This window comes from Pseudomonas sp. Sample_16, from assembly GCF_004307665.1.
GTDB lineage: Bacteria > Pseudomonadota > Gammaproteobacteria > Pseudomonadales > Pseudomonadaceae > Aquipseudomonas.
This window is the reverse complement of record NZ_RCOB01000047.1, coordinates 35,558-60,437: the sequence shown is the minus strand read 5'-3', so window position 1 is coordinate 60,437 and position 24,880 is coordinate 35,558. Positions and strand designations below refer to the sequence as shown.

18 protein-coding genes are annotated in these 24,880 nt (G+C 60.7%); 9 read left to right on the top strand and 9 right to left on the bottom strand.

The window, feature by feature from the left end; translation table 11 throughout:
- Positions 1-42: 42 nt before the first annotated feature.
- A complete protein-coding gene (locus tag D8U69_RS06595; RefSeq protein WP_130906953.1) occupies positions 43-972 on the bottom strand; it encodes an NAD-dependent epimerase/dehydratase family protein in 930 nt (309 codons plus the stop codon).
- Complete coding sequence (locus tag D8U69_RS06590) at positions 965-1,849, bottom strand: sugar nucleotide-binding protein (RefSeq protein WP_056855858.1); 885 nt, start codon at positions 1,847-1,849, stop codon at positions 965-967. The genes D8U69_RS06595 and D8U69_RS06590 overlap by 8 nt, the downstream gene beginning before the upstream one ends.
- A gap of 317 nt (positions 1,850-2,166) precedes the next feature.
- Here D8U69_RS06590 and D8U69_RS06585 point away from each other — a divergent pair, with 317 nt between their 5' ends.
- On the top strand, positions 2,167-6,471 hold the full coding sequence (locus D8U69_RS06585) for a DEAD/DEAH box helicase (RefSeq protein WP_130906952.1): 4,305 nt from the start codon (positions 2,167-2,169) through the stop codon (positions 6,469-6,471).
- Between the two features lie 169 nt (positions 6,472-6,640).
- Here the strand turns inward: D8U69_RS06585 and D8U69_RS06580 are convergent, their stop codons facing one another.
- Entirely contained in the window at positions 6,641-8,734 is a 2,094-nt protein-coding gene (locus D8U69_RS06580; protein ID WP_130904013.1) for a mechanosensitive ion channel domain-containing protein, read from the bottom strand.
- A gap of 189 nt (positions 8,735-8,923) precedes the next feature.
- On the opposite strand from D8U69_RS06580, the gene D8U69_RS06575 reads away from it, so the two are divergent.
- From D8U69_RS06575 to D8U69_RS06555, 5 genes are all read left to right on the top strand, one after another.
- The gene (locus D8U69_RS06575) at positions 8,924-10,126 is read left to right on the top strand and encodes an MFS transporter (RefSeq protein WP_130906951.1); all 1,203 of its coding nucleotides are present in this window, start codon (positions 8,924-8,926) and stop codon (positions 10,124-10,126) included.
- Positions 10,127-10,324: 198 nt separating this feature from the next.
- Positions 10,325-11,251, top strand: a complete 927-nt coding sequence (locus D8U69_RS06570; protein ID WP_130906950.1) for a DUF72 domain-containing protein — start codon at positions 10,325-10,327, stop codon at positions 11,249-11,251.
- Positions 11,248-12,045 carry an endonuclease/exonuclease/phosphatase family protein gene (locus tag D8U69_RS06565; RefSeq protein ID WP_130906949.1) on the top strand — a complete coding sequence of 266 codons (798 nt, stop codon included), beginning with the start codon at positions 11,248-11,250 and terminating at the stop codon, positions 12,043-12,045. Before D8U69_RS06570 ends, D8U69_RS06565 begins: the two co-directional genes overlap by 4 nt.
- A complete protein-coding gene (gene clsB, locus D8U69_RS06560) occupies positions 12,042-13,334 on the top strand; it encodes a cardiolipin synthase ClsB (RefSeq protein WP_130906948.1) in 1,293 nt (430 codons plus the stop codon). Before D8U69_RS06565 ends, clsB begins: the two co-directional genes overlap by 4 nt.
- Positions 13,321-14,307: a lysylphosphatidylglycerol synthase domain-containing protein gene (locus tag D8U69_RS06555; RefSeq protein WP_130906947.1), complete on the top strand. Its 987-nt coding sequence runs from the start codon at positions 13,321-13,323 to the stop codon at positions 14,305-14,307. The genes clsB and D8U69_RS06555 overlap by 14 nt, the downstream gene beginning before the upstream one ends.
- A 78-nt stretch (positions 14,308-14,385) precedes the next feature.
- On the opposite strand, the gene D8U69_RS06550 is transcribed toward D8U69_RS06555, so the two are convergent.
- The 3 genes from D8U69_RS06550 to D8U69_RS06540 all read right to left on the bottom strand — a co-directional run bounded on the left by D8U69_RS06550 (position 14,386) and on the right by D8U69_RS06540 (position 17,439).
- Entirely contained in the window at positions 14,386-15,144 is a 759-nt protein-coding gene (locus D8U69_RS06550) for an alpha/beta fold hydrolase (RefSeq protein WP_130904017.1), read from the bottom strand.
- Positions 15,134-16,243, bottom strand: a complete 1,110-nt coding sequence (locus D8U69_RS06545; protein WP_130906946.1) for a DUF3182 family protein — start codon at positions 16,241-16,243, stop codon at positions 15,134-15,136. Before D8U69_RS06545 ends, D8U69_RS06550 begins: the two co-directional genes overlap by 11 nt.
- Before the next feature lie 203 nt (positions 16,244-16,446).
- Positions 16,447-17,439: a GlxA family transcriptional regulator gene (locus D8U69_RS06540; protein WP_056855868.1), complete on the bottom strand. Its 993-nt coding sequence runs from the start codon at positions 17,437-17,439 to the stop codon at positions 16,447-16,449.
- A gap of 101 nt (positions 17,440-17,540) precedes the next feature.
- On the opposite strand from D8U69_RS06540, the gene D8U69_RS06535 reads away from it, so the two are divergent.
- Both D8U69_RS06535 and D8U69_RS06530 read left to right on the top strand, forming a co-directional pair.
- Positions 17,541-18,089: a cysteine hydrolase family protein gene (locus D8U69_RS06535; protein WP_130906945.1), complete on the top strand. Its 549-nt coding sequence runs from the start codon at positions 17,541-17,543 to the stop codon at positions 18,087-18,089.
- Positions 18,090-18,332: 243 nt separating this feature from the next.
- A complete protein-coding gene (locus D8U69_RS06530) occupies positions 18,333-18,833 on the top strand; it encodes a DUF417 family protein (protein WP_056855870.1) in 501 nt (166 codons plus the stop codon).
- A 35-nt stretch (positions 18,834-18,868) separates the two neighbouring features.
- Here D8U69_RS06530 and D8U69_RS06525 read toward each other — a convergent pair whose 3' ends face one another.
- From D8U69_RS06525 to D8U69_RS06515, 3 genes are all read right to left on the bottom strand, one after another.
- Entirely contained in the window at positions 18,869-19,735 is an 867-nt protein-coding gene (locus D8U69_RS06525; RefSeq protein WP_130906944.1) for an AraC family transcriptional regulator, read from the bottom strand.
- A gap of 152 nt (positions 19,736-19,887) precedes the next feature.
- Positions 19,888-20,400 (bottom strand): single-stranded DNA-binding protein, encoded by a 513-nt coding sequence (locus tag D8U69_RS06520; protein WP_056855879.1) that lies wholly within the window; start codon positions 20,398-20,400, stop codon positions 19,888-19,890.
- 9 nt (positions 20,401-20,409) lie between these two features.
- Positions 20,410-21,807, bottom strand: a complete 1,398-nt coding sequence (locus D8U69_RS06515) for an MFS transporter (protein WP_056855880.1) — start codon at positions 21,805-21,807, stop codon at positions 20,410-20,412.
- Positions 21,808-21,998: 191 nt separating this feature from the next.
- Here D8U69_RS06515 and uvrA point away from each other — a divergent pair, with 191 nt between their 5' ends.
- Complete coding sequence (uvrA, locus tag D8U69_RS06510) at positions 21,999-24,833, top strand: excinuclease ABC subunit UvrA (RefSeq protein ID WP_056855881.1); 2,835 nt, start codon at positions 21,999-22,001, stop codon at positions 24,831-24,833.
- Positions 24,834-24,880: the final 47 nt, after the last annotated feature.

The following is a 24,880-nucleotide window of genomic DNA, read 5'->3' as shown; positions in this document are numbered from 1 at the left end:
GTGGGAACGATACGCAAAAGGCGCTTTGACAGGCGCCTTTTTCTATTGCCCCAGCAGCCGCGCCAGGCCAACGTTCAACGGCGTTTGCGCGGGAGCTTTGAAACGTTCCAGCAATTGCCGATTGTTCGCCCGTGAATGGCGGATGTCTCCGGAACGTGCCGGGGCGTAACTCACGGCAGGCAACTCGCCGACCACGCTTTCAAGTGCGGTCAGCAATTGCTTGAGACTGGTCGCCTGATTCCAGCCAACGTTGACCGCACCGAGCTCAACCTGAGGCTTTTCGATGGCTTGCACCAGCAACTTCACCAGGTCCTCGACGTAGAGAAAATCCCGGGTCTGCTCGCCGTCGCCAAACACAGTGATCGGCAGGCCTTTCTGCGCGCGCTCGCTGAAAATGCTGATCACACCGGAGTACGGCGAGGACGGATCCTGACGCGGACCGAAGATGTTGAAGAAGCGAAAGATCACCGGTTCAAGACCATGCTCGCGCCGGTAGAAATCGAAGTAGTGCTCGCTCGCCAGTTTGTCTGACGCGTAGGGCGTCAACGGTGATTTTGCTGTGTCTTCATCGATCGACTCACCTTCGCCGTTGTTGCCGTACACCGCCGCACTGGAGGCAAACACAACCCGTTTGACCGCGGACTGGCGCATGGCTTCGCAGACATTCAGCGAACCGATGAAATTGCTTTGGTGGGTCTTCACCGGATCGTCCACCGAAGCCTGCACCGATGCCACTGCCGCCAGGTGCGCCACGGCGCTGCAACCGGCCATGGTCCGTATCACCAGCGCGGCATCGGCGACGTCGCCGACAATCAGTTCGACCTTCGGATTATCCAATGGCAGATTGCTGCGCTTGCCCGTCGACAAGTCATCGAGGATGCGCACCGAATAGCCCTTGGCGAGCAAGGCATCGGTCAGGTGCGAGCCAATGAAACCGGCGCCGCCGGTGATTAAAACGGGGCCGTCAGCCATGGCGATAGAACCTGTCCAGTAGTCCGGGAAGTGCCGCACGCCAGGCGCGTGGCTTGATGCCGAAGGTGTGCAGAATTTTCTTGCAGGCCAGCACCGCATGTTGCGGTTCTTCGGCGGCATCCGGCCGCGCGGCATGGGCCTGGGCGGTCGGTGCTTCGAGGGCCAGCGGATGCAACGCCCGCGCTTCGGTGAGGATCGCCTGCCCCAGCGCCAGCGGCGTGGTCGCCTCATGCCCGGCGTAGTGGTAAGTCCCCCACAACGGCGCTGCGCAGTCGAGTTGCTTGAGCACCGAAATGATCACCCGGGCGGCGTCGTCCACCGGCGTCGGATTACCCCGACGGTCGTCGGCCAGCAGCAATTCATCCGGCTGCTCGGCCCGCTCGAGGAAACGGCCGAGGCTGCCATCAGGGCTGTCATCGAGCAGCCAGCCGAAGCGCAGCAGCACGTGCTGCGGGCAGGTAGCGCGAACGCTCTGCTCGATTCGCCACAACGCCTGACCACGCAGGCCCAGCGGCACCGGTTCGTCTTTTTCGCTGTAGGCGGTGGCGCGGGAGCCATCGAACACGCGATAGCTCGAAGGCTGCAGCAGCACGATGTTGTGGTGCTGGCACAGTTCGGCCAGGCGTTCGACTGCGCGCTCTTGCCCGGCCAGACGTTGTTCGCTGACCGCCTCCGCCTGGAACCAGTCGAAGTAATAGGCGAGGTTGATCAACGCGTCCGGACGGGTGTCGTCGAGCAGTTGCGTCAGGCTCGCGGCATCCCAGCCGTCTTGCGGCGGGCGGGGGGCGAGGAAACCGATGTCTTCCTCTGCACCGAGGCGAATCAGCGCCTGCCCAAGGGCATTTCCGCCGCCCAGTAACATAAGGCGCATTCGCATAAAGTCAGCAGGCCCAGTCTGGTAAAAACAATGGCTGAATGGACAACGCCCGCGGGCGATGCCATTGATGGTTGCCGGAATCGTTGCATTTTGCGGGTTTAGTGCGCAACCGTCATCCGTAAAGTGTAGATGTCCGGGACTTCAACTCACCCCCCCCCTGTGGCGAGGGAGCTTGCTCCCGCTGGGCTGCGAAGCGGCCCCAGATTGCTGGCGACTGCTTCGCGGTCGAACGGGAGCAAGCTCCCTCGCCACAGGGGAGGAATTGATAAACCGAGCGGTACTTGCATCTTCCCTGCCCCGCCCGCATAAATCAGCACATGAACCTGCCCATCCCCGCAGACAGTGCCCTGGACGGCTTCCACCCCGCCGTCAGCGCCTGGTTCAGTCACACCTTTGCTGCGGTCACCGCCGCTCAGGCCCGGGCGTGGCCGTTGATTCGCCAGCGCCGCTCGACGTTGATCGCGGCGCCCACGGGCTCGGGCAAAACCCTCACCGCATTCCTCGCGGTCATCGACGACCTGGTGCACCGGGGCCTGGACAATCCTGAAGGCCTGCCGGATCAAACCCTGGTGGTCTACGTCTCACCGCTCAAGGCGCTGTCGAACGACATTCGCATCAACCTGCAAAACCCGCTCGCCGGCATCACCGAACAGTTGCGCCTGATGAGCCTGCCGGAACTTTCGATCAGCACCGCCGTACGCACCGGCGATACTCCGCAAAAAGACCGCTCGGCGATGCGCAAAACCGCGCCGCATATCCTGGTGACCACGCCGGAATCGCTCTATGTGTTGCTCGGCTCCGATTCCGGCCGGCAAATGCTCGGCACCACGCGCACGGTGATCGTCGACGAAATCCACGCCATCGCCGCCAGCAAACGCGGCAGTCACCTGGCCTTGAGCCTCGAACGCTTGCAGGCGCTGTGCGTCGAACCGCTGGTGCGCATCGGCCTGTCAGCCACGCAGAAACCCATCGACGCGGTTTCGCGCTTTCTGGTGGGGCGCGACCGACCTTGTGAAATCATCGACATCGGCCACGCCCGCCCAAGGGACCTGGATATCGAAGTGCCGCCCGTGCCGTTGTCGGCGGTGATGGCCAATGACGTCTGGGAGCTGGTCTATGATCGCCTCGCCGCCCTCGCCCGGGATCACCGCACCACGCTGATTTTCGTCAATACCCGGCGCCTGGCCGAACGCTTGAGCCGACACCTGAGCGAACGCCTGGGCAAGGAGGCCGTGGCCGCCCACCACGGCAGCCTGGCCAAGGAATTCCGTCTCGACGCCGAGCAGCGGCTCAAGCGCGGCGACTTGCAAGTATTGATCGCCACGGCATCGCTGGAACTGGGTATCGACATCGGCGATGTCGACCTGGTGTGCCAGATCGCCTCGCCGCGGTCGATCTCCGGCTTTCTGCAAAGGGTTGGCCGCTCCGGACACCAGGTTGGTGGCACGCCCAAGGGCCGTTTGTTCGCCACCACCCGCGACGACTTGATCGAGTGCGCCGCGCTGCTCGACTGCGTTCGCCGGGGCGAGCTCGATACCTTGCTGATCCCCGTGGCACCGCTGGACGTTCTGGCGCAGCAGATCATTGCCGAAGTCAGTTGCCAGGAATGGCAGGAACAAGCGTTGCTGGACCTGCTGCGGCGCGCCTCACCCTATGCCGATCTCGACGAAAAACACTATCAGGCGCTACTGCGGATGCTTGCCGAAGGCTACAACGGACGCCAGGGCATCCGCAGCGCTTACCTGCACCGCGACGCCGTGACCCGCAGCCTGCGCGGACGCCGGGGGGCGAAACTGACGGCGGTGACCAGCGGCGGGACCATTCCGGACAATGCTGACTACAGCGTGTTGCTCGAACCTCAAGGGCTGAACATCGGCAGCGTCAACGAAGACTTTGCAGTGGAAAGCATCGCCGGGGATGTCTTCCAGTTGGGCAATACGTCTTATCGAATCCTGCGCGTGGAAACCGGCAAGGTGCGGGTCGAAGATGCCCAGGGCCAGCCGCCGACCATTCCGTTCTGGCTCGGCGAAGCGCCAGCACGCAGCACCGAATTATCGATGGCGGTGGCTCGTTTGCAGGCGCACCTCGATGGGTTGCTGGGCGCTACGCCGGGCCAGTTGCAACCCGCGATCGAGTGGCTGACGAACACCCTCGGTCTGAACCTGGCCAGCGCCGAACAACTGGTGGAATACCTGGCCCGGGCGCGCCAGACCCTCGGCGCCTTGCCGTCGCAGGACACGCTGTTGATGGAGCGTTTTTTCGACGAGTCCGGCGGCACGCAACTGATCATCCACAGCCCATTCGGCAGTCGCATCAACCGCGCCTGGGGCCTGGCCCTGCGCAAGCGTTTCTGTCGCACCTTCAACTTCGAATTGCAGGCCGCCGCCAGCGAAGACGCCATCGTATTGTCGCTGTCCACCAGCCACAGCTTTGAACTGGACGACGTCTGGCGTTACCTGCACAGCAACAGCGCCGAGCACATCCTGATTCAAGCGGTGCTCGACGCGCCGCTGTTCGGCGTGCGCTGGCGCTGGAATGCCGGGGTTGCCCTGGGCCTGCCGCGCTTCAGCGGCGGGCGTAAAGTCGCGCCACAGATTCAGCGGATGAAAAGCGAAGACTTGATCGCCAGCGTGTTTCCCGACCAGATCGCCTGCGTGGAAAACCTCGCTGGCGAGCGGGACATTCCCGACCATCCGCTGGTGGAACAAACCCTCGACGACTGCCTGCACGAAGCCATGGACAGTGAAGGCTGGCTGGCCTTGCTGCGGCGCATGGAGCACGGCGACGTTCGCCTGATCAGCCGCGACTTGCCGGCACCCTCGCCGCTGGCCGCAGAAATCCTCAGCGCCCGCCCCTACACCTTTCTCGACGATGCACCGCTGGAGGAACGACGCACGCAAGCGGTGCTCAACCGCCGCTGGAGCGATCCGCAATCCACCGACGACCTCGGCGCACTGGACGTCGAGGCGATTGCCGCTGTGGGCGATGAAGCCTGGCCAGCCCCCGGGAACGTCGATGAAATGCACGAGGCGCTGATGAGCCTGGCGTGCATCACCGACACCGAGGCCCGGGCCAATCCGAATTGGCTCGACTGGCTGAGAACCCTGACGGACAGTGGCCGCGCCTGCCAAATCAATCAGTCTCTGTGGCTGGCGCGGGAACGCCTGACCTGCCTGCGGGCCATTTATCCACAGGCCCAATGGTCGCCGGAAGTCGAAGCGCTGCCAGGTTTTGATGAGCCCTGGAAAGCGGATGCCGCCCTGCTGGAAGTGCTTCGTGCGCGGCTCAGCGCTTTTGGCCCGGTGCCGCTGGAGGCGATTGCCGAACCGCTCGGTTTACCGCCTGATCGAGTCACGCAGGCCTTGGCGCAACTGGAGCGCGAAGGCTACGTACTGCGTGGTCGTTTTACCCCGGGCGGCGCCGAAGACGAATGGTGCGAACGGCATCTGCTCGCGAGGATTCACCGCTACACGGTCAAGCGTCTGCGCCGGGAAATCGAACCGGTGGCGTTGCAGGACTTCATGCGGTTTCTGTTCGACTGGCAGCATCTGTCCAGCGCTACCCAAGGTCAGGGCAATGCGGTATTGCCGGCAATCGCCGCGCAATTCGAAGGCTACCCCGCCGCCGCTTCAGCCTGGGACAGCGACCTCCTCCCGGCGCGCATCAAGGACTATTCGCCGACCTGGCTCGATGAACTGTGCCGCAGCGGCAAACTGGTGTGGACTCGTCTCACCACGCACAACAAAAACGCCAGCGCCGCCCTGCGCAGCACACCGATTGTGTTATTGCCACGCAACCGGGTCGGGCTCTGGAGCGAATTGGCCGAACAAACACCGATTGACGAACTGTCGCCGAAAACGCAAAAGGTTCACGCCGCCCTCAGCCAGCACGGCGCACTGTTTTTTGATGAGCTGACTCATGAAGCGCACTTGCTGCGCGCGGAACTGGAAATTGCCTTGCAGGAATTGGTCGGCGCCGGACTGGTAAACGCCGACAGCTTTGCCGGTCTGCGCGCATTGATCACCCCGGCCAGCAAGCGGCAGAGCCGCAGCAGCCGACGCGGCCGCGGGGCCTTCGTCGGGGGCATGGACGACGCCGGGCGCTGGGCGCTGCTCAGGCGTGGTGCCGGCGCCGCGGTTGTGGATAACCTGCGCCCGGCGCCAACACCCGCCGACACGCTGGAACACATCGCCATGACCTTGTTGCGCCGCTACGGCGTAGTGTTCTGGCGGTTGCTCGAACGGGAAGCGGATTGGTTGCCGAGCTGGCGGGAATTGTTACGCACTTTCCATCGCCTGGAAGCACGCGGTGAGATTCGCGGCGGACGCTTTGTCAGTGGCCTGGCGGGCGAGCAATTTGCGCTGCCCGAGGCGATCCCGCTGTTGCGCGAAGTCCGCCGCCGGCCGCATGACGGCAGCTTGATCGCGGTGTGCGGGGTCGATCCGCTGAACCTCGCCGGCACGCTGTTGCCAGGGGCGAAAGTGCCGGCGCTGGCAAGTAATCGGCTGGTGTATCGGGATGGATTGCCGGTGGCTGCGGAGATTGCCGGCAAGCAGGTTTTTTGGCGGGAGCTGGATCAGCAGGCGGGTGCAGAGGTTCGCAATAAACTGATAAGACGCTGATCGTTCCCATGCTCCGCGTGGGAACCCAGCCAAGGACGCTCTGCGTCCCGGAAGCGGACGCGGAGCGTCCGGTGAGGCATTCCCACGCGGAGCGTGGGAACGATCATTGACTGCTGCGCAGCCCAGCGGGAGCAAGCTCCCTCGCCACAAAAGATTTGTTGGGGCGCAGTTATGGAATCCGAACCTGATCCGATATCTCCTCATCCTCCTGCCGGCGCTTGGGCAACAAAACCTGCTGTGGATAAGTCTGCGCGAAGTGCACCCACGGGCTGTTATCCACAAGCTTTTTCAAACGCTGGTTGAACGCGCGGCTCACCGCGTACTGACCGCCCGACACGGTACGGAACTGCGCCGTCAGCACCACGCCGTTGAGGTCCATTTTGTCGACGCCGAATACGTCCAGTGGACCTTGCAAGTTGTACCGGAGGAACGGGTCATCGCTGATGGAATGCCCGGCCTCGCGAATCAGCTCAATGGCCTTGTCGACATCGGTGTCGTAGGTGAACTGCACCGAGAAGAACGCGTAGGCAAATTGCCGCGATTGGTTGGTCACTGCCTTGATCTGGCCGAACGGCACTGAGTGCACGAACCCCTTGCCATCGCGCAAGCGCAAGGTGCGGATGGTCAAACCTTCCACCGTGCCGGCGTGGCCGGAATCGAGTACCACCCAGTCGCCGATGGACAGTGTGTCTTCAATGATGATGAACAATCCGGTGATCACATCCTGCACCAGTTGCTGGGAACCGAAACCGATGGCCAGGCCGATCACCCCGGCACCGGCCAGGAATGGCGCGACGTTGATCCCCAGGTTGGCCATGGTGGTGATCGCGCAGATCACCACCAGAATGATTTTGATCGCATTGCGCAGCAGCGGCAGGATGGTTTTCACCCGTGTACTGGGCTGGCGTGCCGAGCGTTTATTGGCCGGTGGTTTCAGCGCTTCCTGGATCGCCGTGTCGAGCACCACCCACACCATCCAGGTGATCAGGAAGATCAGGCCGATATGGCTCAGCGAATCACTGATCGCCCGACCGACCGCATTGCTCACCGCAAAATCAAACAGCGATACGCCCCAGATGCGCCCGAGAATATCGATGAAGACAATGGCCATGGCGATGCGCAGCAAGGCGTGGGAAAGGCTCAGAAAACGCTGTTTGTAGGCACTGCTGCGGCGCACGTCCGTTTCACTGCGCGACTTGAAAAGGTGATGCAGCGTGGTACTCAGGAACACCGTGGCAATCAGCAGTATCGTAGTGAACAGCGCACTGCGCAGGACCTGCTGATTGTCTGCACTGACGCTGATCAGGTTGATGATCGAAACCAGCACCATCAACAGAATCGGCCAATACCAGAGCCCGGAAAAAATCCGCAGGGTTTCACGTAACGCCGGCTGTTTGCGGCGTTGGGCCAGCGGCAGGATGCGAATCAGCTGAGCGACCGGTCGACGCATGCGGACCACTAGCAGACCAAAGGAAATCGAAGCCGCCAGACCGGTAAACACTGCGATGCTGCTGGTGAGATTATTGCCCAACTGATGAGCGATCTGCGGACTGGTCAGCGCGTCACTCAGTGCGACGAGAAAACCGATCCCGAACAGCGGACGCGGACTGTGCTGGCGAATGATCTGTACTGCGCGACGTTTGTGACCGGTGTTGAACAGCACCACCAGTGACATCACCAACGACGCGGCGAACACGCCGCTACTGGTGGCATAGGCAAAGCACAACGCCAGCGCCCGCCCCGCCGACACCGGTAGAAACTGACTGGCATAAATCGTCAGCGGCAGGCTCACCAGGGCGGCGATGCCGTAGGGCAGCACGTAGCCCAGCAACGCTTGTCCACGTTCACGACTGAGCAGTAACCGATGTTCACACAGGCGTTGCGCCGACCATTTGCCGAGCAACCAGAATGAGCCAAAAACTGCGGCCCAGACCAAGGTCAGCAACAGGAAATCCCCAGTCACGCTCCAGCTCGAACGAGCGGATGGATGATTGACCAGCTGATCGACCTCGTCCGCGGCGCGATCGGCGCGCAGACGCCAGGCGTCGACCAGGTTTTCATTGAGGTCGAGCCTGGTCTGCACCTCGTCGATGCTGGAACTGATGGCGCCCAGCAAGCCGCCCTGAACCAGCGGTTGAGGGTGGGCCGGCGGTGTCGCTGCAGTGGCACTTGCGGGCAGACCCGCAACGGCCGCCGCCTCCAGTTCCTCGCTGCCCACAAACAGCAACGCCCCCAGTAACATCGCGGTCTTGAGCTTGATCAAGGCATCCGCTCCTTTGGATAAGACTGTAAGGAACTGATCGACAAATGACGGACTAGTTCGGCGCTGGCCCCCATCGGCTCGGCGATCTTTGCGTTGAAGACAAATATCAAATGCTCATCCCTGTATTTTTCCGCACAACCCAAACCCCGACACTGCGCTCCATCAAATCAACCCACCGGAGTTGCAGTCATGCCTATTGCCTTGCTCGCGCTGACCCTCAGCGCCTTCGCCATCGGGACGACCGAGTTCGTCATCGTTGGCCTGCTACCTACCATCGGCGCCGACCTCGGCGTCAGCCTGCCGTCGGCCGGCCTGCTGGTCAGCCTGTATGCGCTGGGTGTCGCCGTGGGCGCCCCGGTGCTGACTGCCCTGACCGGCAAAGTCCCGCGCAAATTGTTGCTGTTGTCGCTGATGGTGCTGTTTACCCTTGGCAATTTGCTGGCTTGGAAAGCGCCGGGTTACGAGTCGCTGATACTGGCACGGATCGTAACCGGTCTGGCGCACGGGGTGTTTTTCTCGATCGGTTCGACCATCGCGACCAGTCTAGTGCCCAAGGAAAAAGCCGCCAGCGCCATTGCCATCATGTTCACCGGCCTGACCGTGGCCCTGGTCACCGGCGTGCCGCTGGGTACGTTCATCGGCCAACATTTCGGCTGGCGTGAAACCTTTCTCGCCGTCTCGGCCCTGGGCGTGATCGCGTTCATTGGCAGCCTGCTCTATGTGCCGAAAAACATTGCCCACAGCAAACCGGCTTCATTGTTGCAGCAATTGCAGGTGCTCAAGCAACCGCGCCTGTTGTTGGTGTACGCGATGACGGCGGTCGGTTACGGCGGTTCGTTCATTGCCTTCACGTTCCTGGCACCGATTCTTCAGGACATCGCAGGTTTCAGTGCCAGCACCGTCAGCCTGGTATTGCTGGTGTATGGCATATCGGTGGCGGTCGGCAACATCTGGGGCGGTAAACTGGCGGACAAACGCGGCCCGATCAGCGCCTTGAAAATCATCTTCGCCTTGCTCGCCGCAGTACTGTTCATCCTGACATTTACCGCTGGCAATCCCTGGTTGGCGCTGGCGACCGTGCTGGTCTGGGGCGCCGTGGCTTTCGGGAATGTGCCGGGTTTGCAGGTGTACGTGGTGCGACAGGCCGAACATCACACCCCCCATGCGGTGGACGTCGCATCGGGCTTGAACATCGCCGCGTTCAACCTCGGTATCGCCGGCGGCGCCTGGGGTGGCGGTTTGATCGTTGCACACATGGGCTTGATCCATACCGCATGGATCGGTGGGCTGGTGGTGCTGGTGGCCCTGGCATTGACGGCGTGGAGCGGCCGCCTGGATCGCCTCGGCCCGGTGTATGCCGAAAGCTCGACCCGGGTCGTCCCCAGTCACTGATATCCCCTTGCAGGAGTGAGGCTTGCCCGCGAAGGCGCCGGATCTGGCGACATTGATGTTTAATGTTATGACGCCTTAGCGGGCAAGCCTCGCTCCTACCGGTCAATTTAAAGAAATGCACCGTCGGTAGTTCCGTCGAAACTTTCGCCGCTTGCCCGCAGTCATCAAAAGATCGGGGGCATTCAGACGGGAGGCGACATGGCGGCGATTCACATCGGAATTTCAGGTTGGCGCTACACGCCCTGGAGGGGCGATTTCTACCCAAAGGGTTTGCCCCAGAAACGTGAACTGCAGTTCGCGTCGCGGGCGGTCAACAGCATCGAAATCAATGGATCGTTCTACGCCCTGCAACGGCCTGACCGGTACGCCCAGTGGTACGCCGAAACCCCACTGAACTTCATCTTCAGCGTTAAAGCCCCGCGTTTCATTACCCACATCAAGCGTTTGCGGGACATCCACAAGCCCTTGGCCAATTTCTTCGCCTCCGGAGTTCTGGAGCTCAGAGAAAAACTGGGGCCGATCCTCTGGCAATTTCCGCCCAACTTCAAATTCGATGCCGAACTGTTCGAAACCTTTCTCGATCAGCTTCCCCACGATACCCAGCAAGCAGCCGCCCTCGCCCACGAGCACGACTCGCACCTCAACGGCCCGGCCAGTTTGAAGGCCCATGGAAAAAAGCCGCTGCGCCACGCGGTGGAAATTCGTCACGAAAGCTTCATCGACCCGGCCTTCGTTCGCCTGCTCAAGCGCTATAACGCCGCGTTGGTGATCGCCGACACCGCCGGTAAGTGGCCTTACCGCGAAGACATCACCAGCGACTTCGTCTACCTGCGCCTGCACGGTGCCGAAGAACTCTACGCCAGCGGCTATACCGCGCAGGCGCTCAAGCGTTGGGGGGACCGGATCGATGCTTGGCATCTCGGTCGGCAACCGGAGGATCCGCATCTGATCGCACCCAGACAGAAGCCCAAGGCACGCAAGTCCCGCGAAGTGTTTTGCTACTTCGACAATGACATCAAGGTTCACGCGCCCTACGACGCGCGCCGCCTGCTGGAACGTTTCGATCTCGACAAACACCTGCTCACCGCTCCCGGAGAACCTGCCGCCGAAGGGGTGCTGCCATGAGCATTTCCGAGCCAATCGGCGTGACGGACGAACAAGAAAGCGTCAACACCAGCGTGCACCGGTTTACGGTGCTGACGGTCAATACGCACAAGGGTTTCACCGCACTCAATCGCAGGTTCATTCTGCCGGAATTGCGCGAAGCGGTGCGCAGTGTAGCCGCCGATGTGGTGTTTTTGCAGGAGGTTCACGGCACTCACGAACAGCATCCCAAACGCTACAGCAATTGGCCGGCGATGCCGCAATATGAGTTCCTTGCCGACACGCTGTGGCCGCAGTTTGCCTACGGACGCAATGCGGTTTATCCGGCGGGCGATCACGGCAACGCGCTGTTGTCGAAATTCCAGATCGTTCGCCATGACAACCTCGACGTGTCCATCAGCGGCCACGAGAATCGCGGCATCCTGCATTGCACCCTGCGCCTGCCCGGTGAAGGTCCGGAGGTACACGCGATTTGCGTGCACCTGGGCCTGCGTGAATCCCACCGCAATGAACAACTCAAATTGCTCGCCCAGCGTTTGGCGCAACTGCCAGGTGATGCACCCGTGATTGTCGCCGGCGATTTCAACGATTGGCGCCAGCGCGCCGATGCCCTGCTCAAACCCTGTGGTCTGCGCGAAGTGTTCGCCCAGCATCACGGCAAACCGGCGCGCAGTTTTCCGGCACGCCTGCCGGCCCTGCGCCTGGATCGCATCTACGTGCGCAACCTCAAGGCCAGCCACCCGAAGGTGCTCACCACTCGCCCCTGGTCACACCTTTCCGACCACGCCCCCTTGTCGGTGGAGATAGAGCTATGAGTATTTCACCGATGGAAAAAACCACTGTGCAGCCGATTGCCGCGCCCCCCATTAGCCAACCCGCAACCGTCGATGTCGAATACCGCTGGCAAGGCAATAACCGCGTCGAGTTGCTGGAAAACGGCGAAGCCTATTTCCCCCGGGTGTTCGAGGCCATGCGCCAGGCGAAAACCGAAATCCTTCTGGAAACCTTCATTGTCTTTGAAGACAAGGTCGGCGATGAACTGAAGGAGGTGCTCATCGAAGCAGCGCAACGGGGCGTGCGTGTCACCGCCAGCCTGGACGGATTTGGTTGTGGCGAACTGAGCACTGGGTATCTCACTGCCCTGAGCAGCGCTGGCGTGCACCTGCAAATGTTCGACCCGGCCCCCAAGCGCCTGGGCATCCGCACCAATTGGTTCCGCCGCCTGCACCGCAAGATCGTGGTGGTGGACGGGACCATTGCCTTCATCGGAGGGATCAATTTTTCCGCTGACCATCTGGCCGATTTCGGTCCTGAAGCCAAGCAGGATTATTCGGTGGAAGTTCAAGGCCCGGCGGTGGCGGACATTCACCATTTTGCCCTGCTGCAATGCGGCCGACCGGTGCACGCCAAGTACTGGTGGCAACGCCGCAGGCAGCGCCGCTCGGAACTGGCGGTCAGCGATCACGATGGTCAGGTGCGCCTGGTACACCGCGACAACGGTGATCACCGCAACGACATCGAAGAGGTTTACCGCGAGGTGTTGCGCACGGCAAAACGTCGCGTGGTAATTGCCAACGCCTACTTTTTCCCTGGCTATCGTTTGCTGCGCGACATCCGCAACGCGGCTCGCCGTGGCGTTGACGTGCGCCTGATCCTGCAAGGGCAGCCGGACGTCCTGATGGCCAAGCTCGCTGCGCGCATGACCTACGATTACCTGCTCAAGTCCGGGGTGAAAATCTACGAATACTGCGACCGTCCGCTGCACGGCAAAGTCGCGCTGGTGGACGAAGACTGGAGCACCGTCGGCTCCAGCAACCTCGACCCGTTGAGCCTGTCGATGAACCTGGAGGCCAACGTGTTGATCCGCGATCGAACGTTCAACCGCGTACTTTACGAACGCCTGGAAGATCTCAGTGACAACCACTGCAAATTCATGTCCGTGGACAAGGCCCCGCGCGGCCGAATCTGGCACATGACCGTGGGCTTTCTGGTGTTCCACTTCCTGCGCCATTTCCCCGCCTGGGCCGGGTGGCTGCCCGCGCACAAACCTCGTCTGAAAGCGTTCACCCCACCGACCGGGAGCGATCGACATGAGCCGCACTGAAGCACCCGCGGCGCCCCACGCCGAGCATCCGGCCAAATCGCGTCTGGGCCGTTGGAAAAGACCGCTGACCCTGCTGTTTTTTCTGGCGCTGATCGTCCTGTTGACGATGTTCGCCCAGCGTATCGAATGGGCCGAAGTGCTCGAAACCCTGGCTGATTTCAAGGTGCGTACTCTGATTATCGCGGCCAGCCTGACCGTGGTGAGTTTTCTGGTGTACGCCTGTTTCGACCTGATCGGCCGCACTTACATCCGCCAGAACCTGACGTGGAAACAGATTCTCCCGGTAGGGATCATCAGCTATGCCTTCAACCTCAACCTGAGCGCCTGGGTGGGCGGCATCGCCATGCGTTATCGTCTGTATTCGCGACTGGGGGTGAGCAAGAGCAATATCGCCAAGATTCTCGGCCTGAGCCTGGCGACCAACTGGTTCGGCTACATGCTGATCGCCGGCGTAGTGTTCAGCAGTGGGTTGGTGCGGATGCCGCCAGGCTGGAAATTGAGCAGCGGTGCATTGCAGGCGGTGGGCGTGTTGTTGCTCTTGGCGAGTGCCGGATACCTCGCGGCCTGCCGTTTTTCCAGCCGCCGCGAGTGGTCGATTCGCGGTGTGGAAATCAACTTGCCATCGCTGCGCATGGCAATCCTGCAACTGTGCCTGGGTGCCTTGAACTGGTCACTGATGGCCGCGGTGATCTTTACCTTGCTGCCGAGCAAACTGGATTATCCGCTGGTGCTTGGAGTGTTGCTGATCAGTGCCATCGCCGGGGTCATCACGCACATCCCGGCCGGGCTTGGTGTGCTGGAAGCGGTGTTCGTCGCGCTGCTGCAACATGAGGCGTCACGGGGCAGCCTGGTGGCGGGGTTGCTGGCCTATCGGGCGATCTATTTTCTGCTGCCGCTGTTGATCACGTTGGTGATGTATTTGTTGGTGGAAGCCAAGGCGAAGTCGCTGCGGATTGCCAAGAAACCCAAGTGATCTGCTGTGATTGGACTGACGCCATCGCGGGCTTGCCCGCGATGGCGCCTTCGATGGCGCCTTAAAGAACACCACCAATCACTTGGACTGAATAATGCTCAAACGCTCACCCACCACCATTTCCGTGATCCAGTCCACGAGGATCGAGGTGTAAGCCTGCTGTGAAACCGGATCGCTCAATGCGTGATCGGCACCGTCGATAATCCGGTGCGTCAACGAGTGCGTCTGCTGGCACGCCGCGCGGTAGCTCATGATGGTTGCGTGAGGTACATAGGCATCGGTCTCCGATTCCACCAGCAGAACATCCCCGGTGAATTCCGAGCAGGCGTGCAAGGCGCGATTGCTGTCGGCACGCACCAGCGTGCTGCGGTAATCGCGCAGGTCGAGCTTGTCCAGGTCACGCTTTGGCGTGTGCCATTTATCGTCGCGATACAGCGCCGGCACCCGCAACGCCAGCCAGCGCACAGGGCGCAACGACGTCAGGATCGAGGCCAGGTAACCGCCGTAACTGGTGCCCACCACGGCAATGGCCGAGGTATCGAGTGCCGGGTGCGCCAGCAAGCGATCGTAAGCTGCCAACAGGTCACGCAGATTATCTTCGCGAGTCACCCGTGACAGTGGAATCCCCGTGCCTCCGGTGTGTCCGCGAAGGTCGAATGTCAGGCAGACACACCCCAGGCCGGCAATACCTTTGGCCCGTTCCAGGTCTCGCTCCTGACTGCCGCCCCAGCCGTGCACAAATAACACGCCAGGGACCTTGGATTTGGGACTGAGGAACGTCCCGCTCATCTGTTCGTCGTCAATGTCGATTTGAATGCTTTCGCTTCTAGCCGTCATAGGATTTGACCGTTACATACTTGAGAAGAAAATCACTGTTTTGCGCCGGTCCCCGGTACACCTCGATGGCGTCCGCGGGCAGCGCCTGATCGATGTAGGTTTCCACCGAAGACACCCGGATCGCACGCATTGCAGGATCATTGAGAAATGCCTGCAACGCTGCCACTTCGGCGCTACTGGCACCGCCCATGCGCCAGGATTGTTCGAGCACCCCGCTACGCCGCTTGCCGTCGCTGGCCAGCCCTTGGGCGATGTCGTAGTTACGCCGCGAGGCATAAAAAGCGGGATAGGCTTCATCAGCGGCCCTGTCGAACACCTGCGCCTGGTGGATCGCCAGTTGCACATCCTCCGGCAAGTCCAGCTTCAACAGATCATCGTAGCTACCCTGCACTACCAGCAGGTTGGAACCACCATAGACCTCTTCGCCGTGAGCGTCTTCGGTCAAGTATTGATCACCGCAGTAACTCAGCACGGTGTCGCCGATGAAACTCTGACCGACGCTGTGGGTGATCACCTGGTCCAGGTCCTGTTCCAGCACTACGCCCTCATTGAACAACGCTTTGGCTTCAGGGCGAGCGAGTATCTCGTCGAATTGATCGAGGCTGCTGATCACTTCCTGACCGCGTCCGGCGCAAGCATGAATGGGCTTGAGACGTATTGGCCCGGTGTAGAGCAGATGCTCCGCCGCCGGCCGTGCATCAGCGAACGAGAACACGCTGAGACCGTCGAGCACGACACTGCGCACTCGCTCGGAAAACAGCGGCGCCCAGCCTTTCGGCGCATGAGCGTGGTAGTTCAACAAGCCGTGGCTGATCGCCTTGGTGCAGATGAAGTCATGCTCGACATACCCGCCCCACAAATCTTCCGGCCCCTTGATGCCCAGTTGACAAGCGGCCGCGGCACCCACCAGCGTCTGGGTTGGCAGAAAGTAAAGGTCTCGACCGGCATGCTGTTGCGGGTCGAAGCTGCCTCCGAACTTGAGCCCGAGAATTTGCGCCAGCCAGCGGGCCAACGCGCGGTTGGTTTCGACTTCATGCTGCGGCGCATCAGGGTGCACCGAATGGGCGACCACCAGTTTCTTGCGGTTTGCCGGGGTCATGCATCCCCCTTGAATCGTCGCTTGAGAATGTAGCCTTTGCAGGTGCAGAGATCAGGCCAATCGGGGTAGCGGGAAAAAGCTTTTTCAATCAAACATTTACGCGAGCGGTGATGGCATGGCGCCTGCTTTATTCTGCACGACAGCAAATCCACTCCATGCAATTTGCACGATCAATAAACGCTCCTGCAGGGAGGTTGTGGTGATTATCGGTTCGCAGCGGCTGGCGTCACCCCAAACCGCGTCCGGTAATCACTCGGCGCCAGCCCGGTAATTTTCTTGAACGTCGAACGGAAAGCCCCCGGGTCCTGATAGCCCACGGTCCAGGCAATGTGATCGATGGTGCCATTGGTGAACTCGAGCATTTCCCGTGCCTTGCCGACACGCAGGTGCTGGCAGTACTCGGTGGGCTTGAGCCCGGTGGCCGCGCGAAACCGGCGCAGAAACGTACGCTCCTCCAACCCTGCGCGCTCAGCCATCGTCGTGAGCGAAACGTCAGTGGCCCCGGTGCTTTGCAGCCAGTGCTGGACCTTGAGTATCGCCCCATCGCCATGGTTGAGGATCGGCGCAAAGTTGCTGCCGCACTCGCTGGCGCTGTCGCTGTGTTCGACCACCAGAAAACGCGCGGTGCCGGTGGCAATGCTTGGCCCCAGCAGACGATCCACCAGACGCAACCCCAGTTCCGACCAGGCCATCAATCCGGCAGTGGTGATCAAGTCGCCATCGTCGACAATCGGCGTGTCGGCCTTGAGTTTGATGGCCGGATAACGCTCGGCAAAGGTCTTGGACGAAGTCCAGTGAGTCGTGGCGCTACGACCGTCGAGCAGACCACTTTCGGCCAACAGGATCGAGCCGACACAGACGCCGCCCAGAGTTGCTCCGTTGGCGTGCTGCTGTCGAATCCACTGAATCAGCCCTTGCGGCGCCTGGCCTTCGGAGAACCCGGCAATCGACGGCGGAATCAGCACCGCCACTAACGCGTGCTCGGGGCCGGGATGGCTGTCGTAAACCCGCACCGGTTCCCGGTCACCCTCGACCTGCCAATGGCTGACGCGCAACAACGGCAGATGAGCTGCCTGATGTTCCCCGGCAATCCGGTTGGCCACCCCGAACAGGTCCGTCAAGCCATGCACCGCCGCCATTTGCGCGCCGGGATAGATCACCACCCCCAGCTCGGCGATTGGCCTTTGTGCGTCCATTGTCAGTTTTCCCCTTTCAATTGTCGGTGCGGCCAATCCTCGGAAGGCCTGCACAAGCCAATACTTGATTCCACACCAAACCGCACTTCGAGGAAACAGTCATGGCCAAGCAAGCACTCATCGTAGTCGATATCCAAAACGACTACTTCCCCCAAGGCAAGTGGCCGCTGGTCGGCGCCGATGCCGCTGCCGACAACGCCGTTCGCCTGCTCAAGGCTTTTCGCGAGGCCGGTGATTCGGTGGTGCACATTCGCCACGAATTCACCTCAGAGGACGCGCCGTTTTTCACGCCGAACTCCGAGGGCGCCAAGCTTCACCCCAAAGTCCTCAACCTGGCCAATGAGCCGGTGGTGCTCAAGCACTTCGTCAACTCGTTCCGCGAAACCGAATTACAGTCGATCCTCGACGAGCAAGGCATCAAGGAGCTGGTGGTCGTCGGCAGCATGAGCCACATGTGCGTCGATGGCATCACCCGGGCGGCCAATGATCTGGGCTACAACGTCACGGTGATCCATGACGCCTGCGCCTCCCGCGATCTGGAGTTCAATGGCCTCACCGTCCCGGCGGCCCACGTGCATGCCGCCTTCATGTCGGCACTGGGATTTGCTTATGCCAGCGTGGTGTCGACCGACGAGTTCCTGGTCCGATAAGCACTTCAGTCATGCTGGCATTTGCCAGAACCTGACCGGCAACAAAAATGCAAAAGCCCATGGCCGCAAATGCCATGGGCTTTTTATTGCCTGTGAGTCTGGACGATCTGCACCGAACGCAAGACCGCCTGAACGCTGGAAAGTCATGCCAACGCTAACAATGGCCTCACTCCCAACGCATCCGCGGGGGATTGTTGCTTGCACCCATGCCACTTTCGAGAAAACTCACTGGAAGCCTGAACAATGAACAGCATGACTATCAGCACCGACAGCCTGAAGAAAAAAACATCCCTGGGTCTCACCACCATGGCGATCGGGACCTACGGTATCTATTTCGCCCTCGCCGTAATCTACTTCTGGTTCGGCGGAATGAAATTCACTCACTACGAAGCGCAGGGGCTGGTCCCCCTGGTGAGCAACAGTCCCTTGCTGGGTTGGGTCTATCAGCTTTTCAGCGTCGATCTGTTTTCCAGTTTGCTGGGTGTCCTGGAAGTTTCGATCGGTGTACTGATTGCGGGCCGCCTGTTCTCACCAAAGCTTTCATTGATTGGGGGCGCTTTGTCGGCCGGATTGTTTTTCACCACGTTGAGCTTTATGTTCTCGACGCCCGGTGTGGTCGAGCCCGGTCTTGGTTTCCCGGCCATTACCGTCGCGCCAGGCCAATTCCTGCTCAAGGACATCGGCTTGCTTGCCGCGTCCCTGTTCGTGGCAGGCCATTCGCTGACCCGATTGGAAACCCCTTGAGCTGACAACCTCATCCACCGATGGCCTGAATCAGTTCATACATTCAGGTCATCGCCGTCTTGCGCTAGAAAGATGCCCTCACCGCTCAGTGATTTCATCCAGTCCCGTGGACTGCAGCCGGTCTTGCGGCGAAAGGCACGGGCGAGCGCCGAAGGACTTTCATAGCCCACTTCGTCGGCGATCAGCGTTATCGGCCGTCCCTCCCGCAAACGCTTCTGCGCCAGACTGATCCGCCAGCTCAAAAGATAATCCAGCGGGGTTTGTCCCAGGACCGCACGAAAATGCAGCGCATACGCGGCGCGCGACATGTTCGACTCGTTCGCCAGCTCCGCCACGGACCAGGGGCGTTGAGGATGGTTGTGCATCTGTATCAGCGAGCGAGCCAGGCGCGCATCGGCCAATCCGGCCATCATGCCGGTGCTCAACTGCTGGTGATCGAGCAAATGCCGGAACAGCAGGATAATCAACAGTTCGAACAAGCGATCAAGCACCGCTTCCCTGCCACAATGCCCATCCGCAGCTTCACTGAACAACCATCTCAAGGTGTCCGCCAGCAGCGGCAACTCATCCAGGGGTAGCACCAGCAGGTCGGGAAGCGAAACACATAGAGGATTGCTGACACCGCCATCAAACACCATCGACGCGCATAACAGCTGAGCGCCCTCAGGCTCACTGGCGATGAGTTGGTGACGGCTGGGGCGTGGCAGGAAAATCAGGCTTGGGCGCGTTAACAGCATTTCGCGCCGCCCAGGGACTTTCAACGCGACAGAGCCGGCCTGCAACAGATGAATATGACCGCGTTGGTCGGCACCCTCATAGGTAGACACTCCGCACAGCTTGCCGCTGTAAAACAGATTTGCGCGTACGCCAAACTGTGACAACAACGTGGATAGGCGATCCATGGGCAATTCTTCACAGGCTCTACACCTGTAGCAGAATACCACCGCACCTGGGTCGGGCCTGTCCCCCGCAGGATTTTCCCAGGTGAAAATGCGAAAAGCCCGGCATCCATACGGAAGCCGGGCTTTTCAGGTTCTATTGCTGCTTGCAGGAATCAGAACGGGATATCGTCATCGAAGCTGTCGAAATCCGGAGCCGGTTGCGGTGCGGCCTGCTGTGGGGCCGGACGCTGTGGCTGTTGTTGCGGAGCAGGACGTGGAGCCTGCTGGCGCGGAGCGGATTGCTGGTAGTTACCGCCGCCCTGAGCCTGCTGGTCGCCCTGAGGACGGCCGCCCAGCAATTGCATGGTGCCTTGCATGTCGACCACGATTTCAGTGGTGTAACGCTTGATACCGTCTTTTTCCCACTCGCGGGTCTGCAGTTTGCCTTCGATGTAGACCTGCGAACCTTTACGCAGGTACTCGCCAGCGATTTCTGCGACCTTGCCGAACATCGACACACGGTGCCATTCGGTCTTTTCGACTTTCTGACCGGTTTGCTTGTCAGTCCATTGCTCGCTGGTCGCCAGACTCAGGTTGGTCACGGCGTTGCCATTGGGCAGGTAGCGAACTTCAGGATCCTGGCCGCAAGTGCCGACCAATATGACTTTGTTAACCCCACGGGCCATTGCGTTCTCCTAGGCTTCGCACGCTGTCGCGGCCGGGTTGTTCACCAGACGCTCGAGAGTGGTGCGATCCAATAATTCTGTGTCCAGTTTGATGTAAATGGCGGCTTCATCGGCAACGACAATTGCATCTGTTACCCCTACGACGGCCTTGAGGCGCTCGATCAGGCCAGCTTCACGAATCGCTTCGGGCGACAACGGCAAGCGCAGGCTCGTTACATAGGGAGGTTCGCGCATGGTAACAGCAAAGACCAACCAAAGTGCAGCCAGCCCGGCACATCCCAGGAAGACAACCGACAAACCGCCATGCTGGAACAACCAGCCGCCGAGTATCCCGCCCAATGCCGATCCGAGGAACTGACTGGTGGAATACACCCCCATCGCCGTGCCTTTGCCGCCGGCCGGTGAAACCTTGCTGATCAGCGATGGCAATGAGGCTTCCAGCAGATTGAACGCGGTGAAGAACACCACCGTACCGATCACCAGAGTCCGCAAGCTATCGCCAAACTGCCAGAAGAATAGCTCAGTGAGCATCAGCGTCACGACGGCGCCGAGTAAAACTCGTTTCATTTTGCGTCGCTTCTCGCCGTAGATAATGAACGGAATCATGGCGAAGAAGGAAATCAGCAACGCAGTCAGGTACACCCACCAATGCTGCTCCTTGGGCAGCCCGGCTTTTTCCACCAGCGCCAGCGGCAAGGCAACGAAGCTCGACATCAGCATTGCATGCAGGACAAAAATCCCCAGATCCAGACGCAGCAGATCCGGGTGTTTAAGGGTAGGAATCAAAGCCTGGCGCGCCACGCCGGACTCGCGATGCTGCAACGGCCCGGTGGAGCGCGGCACCATGAACATCACGATCACAATGCCCAACAGCGCCATGCCGCCCGTGGCAAGAAACAGCCCGGACAGGCCGAAGGCACGGGTCAGCAATGGCCCCACGACCATGGCGACGGCGAACGACAGACCGATGGTCATACCGATCATGGCCATGGCCTTGGTCCGGTGCTGTTCGCGGGTCAGGTCCGACAGCAACGCCATGACCGCTGCGGAAATCGCCCCGGCGCCCTGCAGGATGCGACCGGCGATCACGCCCCAGATCGAATCGGCGTTGGCCGCCAATACGCTGCCCAGGGCGAAGATGATCAGCCCAAGGTAGATCACCGGGCGGCGACCGATACGGTCGGAAATGAAACCAAAGGGAATCTGGAAAATCGCCTGGGTCAGGCCATAAGCGCCAATCGCCAGCCCGATCAGGGCCGGGGTCGCGCCTGCCAGGTCCATGCCATAGGTCGCCAGCACCGGCAACACCATGAACATGCCAAGCATACGGAAGGCGAACACCAGGGCCAGACCGCTCGCTGCGCGGGTCTCGCTGCCACTCATGCGTTCGCTGTGGGGATCGTGCATGGAAAAACCTCATGTGAACCGGCGGCGATTCTACCAGTCCCATCGATTGGCAGGGTATATCGCGACGCTTTGCCGCGTGTAGATGACAGAGCTTTCATGTAAGCCTGCAATGACATCATTCGATAGTGTGCATCCATCCAGTATTTGGCCGTATACTCCTACGTTTTCGACGCCCGCCAAGCGAGGCCACCTTGGACAAGATCCTGATTCGTGGGGCTCGAACCCACAACCTTAAGAACATCGACCTGACCCTGCCACGGGACAAGCTGATCGTCATCACCGGCCTGTCCGGCTCCGGCAAGTCTTCCCTGGCGTTCGACACGTTGTACGCCGAAGGCCAGCGCCGCTACGTCGAATCGCTGTCGGCGTATGCCCGCCAGTTCCTGTCGATGATGGAAAAGCCCGACGTCGACACCATCGAAGGCTTGTCGCCGGCGATCTCCATCGAACAGAAATCGACCTCGCACAACCCGCGCTCGACCGTCGGCACCATCACCGAAATCTACGACTACCTGCGTTTGCTGTATGCACGCGTGGGTATTCCGCGTTGCCCGGACCATGACATTCCGCTGGAAGCGCAGACTGTCAGCCAGATGGTCGATCTGGTCCTCGCCGAACCGGAGGGCAGTAAACTGATGCTGTTGGCCCCGGTCATCCGCGAGCGTAAAGGCGAACACCTGTCGGTTTTCGAAGAGCTGCGCGCCCAAGGGTTTGTACGCGCCCGGATCAACGGCAAGCTGTATGAGCTGGACGAAGCGCCCAAGCTCGACAAACAGAAGAAGCACTCCATTGATGTCGTGGTCGACCGGTTCAAGGTCCGTCCCGACCTGCAGCAGCGTCTGGCCGAATCCTTCGAGACCGCACTGAAACTGGCGGACGGCATCGCCCTCGTGGCGCCGATGGACGACGAGCCCGGCGAAGAGATGATCTTCTCCGCACGCTTCGCCTGCCCGATTTGCGGTCACGCCATCAGCGAACTCGAACCGAAGCTGTTTTCCTTCAATAACCCGGCCGGCGCCTGCCCGACTTGCGATGGTTTGGGTGTGAAGCAGTTCTTTGACATCAAGCGGCTGGTCAATGGCGAACTGACGCTGGCCGAAGGCGCGATACGTGGCTGGGACCGGCGCAACGTCTATTACTTCCAGATGCTCGGGTCACTGGCCTCCCACTTCAAGTTCAGTCTGGAAGTGCCATTCAACGAACTGCCGGCCGATCAACAAAAGCAGATCCTGCACGGCAGTGGCTCGCAGAACGTCGACTTCAAGTACCTGAACGACCGTGGCGACATCGTCAAACGCTCGCACCCGTTCGAAGGCATCGTGCCGAATCTGGAGCGGCGCTACCGCGAAACCGAATCGGCCTCGGTGCGTGAAGAACTGGCCAAGTTCCTCAGCACCCAGTCGTGTCCGGACTGCCGCGGCACCCGCTTGCGCCGTGAGGCGCGGCATGTGTGGGTCGGTGAGAAAACCTTGCCGGCAGTCACCAATCTGCCGATCGGCGATGCCTGTGACTACTTCGGTGGCCTGAAACTGACCGGCCGTCGCGGGGAAATCGCCGACAAGATTCTCAAGGAAATCCGCGAACGCCTTCAGTTCCTGGTCAACGTCGGCCTCGACTATCTGTCGCTGGATCGCAGCGCGGACACGCTGTCCGGTGGTGAAGCGCAGCGTATTCGTCTGGCGAGTCAGATCGGCGCTGGGCTGGTGGGCGTTCTGTACATCCTCGACGAACCATCGATCGGCCTTCACCAGCGTGATAACGACCGGCTACTGGGTACCCTCAAGCACCTGCGCGACATCGGCAACACGGTGATCGTCGTCGAACACGACGAAGATGCGATCCGTCTGGCCGACTACGTGGTGGATATCGGCCCAGGCGCCGGGGTTCACGGCGGTCATATCGTCGCCGAAGGTACACCGGCCGAAGTCATGGCCCACCCGGACTCCCTGACCGGCAAGTACCTGTCGGGCCGGGTGAAAATCCAGGTACCCGCCAAACGCACGCCCCGCAACAAGAAGTTGTCGTTGTCGCTCAAGGGCGCTCGCGGCAACAACTTGCGCAATGTCGACCTGGAAATCCCCATCGGCCTGCTGACATGCGTGACCGGAGTCTCCGGCTCGGGCAAATCGACGCTGATCAACAACACGCTTTTCCCACTGAGCGCCACGGCTCTGAATGGCGCAACCACGCTGGAAGCCGCGGCCCACGACAGCATCAAGGGACTGGAGCATCTGGACAAAGTTGTCGACATCGATCAGAGCCCGATCGGTCGCACGCCGCGCTCCAACCCGGCGACTTACACCGGTTTGTTCACGCCGATTCGCGAGTTGTTCGCTGGCGTGCCTGAATCACGTTCCCGCGGTTATGGCCCCGGGCGTTTCTCCTTCAACGTGAAGGGCGGTCGCTGCGAAGCTTGCCAGGGCGATGGCTTGATCAAGGTCGAAATGCACTTTCTGCCCGACATCTATGTGCCATGCGATGTTTGCAAGAGCAAACGCTACAACCGTGAAACCCTTGAGATCAAATACAAGGGCAAGAGCATCCATGAAACGCTTGAGATGACCATCGAGGAAGCGCGTGAGTTCTTCGACGCTGTACCGGCGCTGGCGCGCAAGCTGCAAACGTTGATGGACGTCGGCCTGTCGTACATCAAGCTGGGGCAATCGGCGACAACCTTGTCCGGTGGTGAGGCCCAGCGGGTCAAACTGTCCCGCGAGCTCTCCAAGCGCGATACCGGCAAGACGTTGTACATCCTTGACGAGCCGACGACAGGGCTGCATTTCGCGGACATCCAGCAACTGCTCGACGTACTGCATCGATTGCGCGACCACGGCAACACAGTCGTCGTCATCGAACACAACCTGGACGTGATCAAGACCGCCGACTGGCTGGTGGATCTGGGGCCGGAAGGCGGGTCAAAGGGTGGACAGATCATTGCGGTCGGCACACCCGAAGAGGTGGCCGAAATGAAGCAGTCTCACACGGGTTACTACCTCAAGCCGCTGCTGGAGCGTGATCGCGCCTGACCTGACGCAATGAAAAAGCCCCTGTCACTTTATCGGTGACAGGGGCT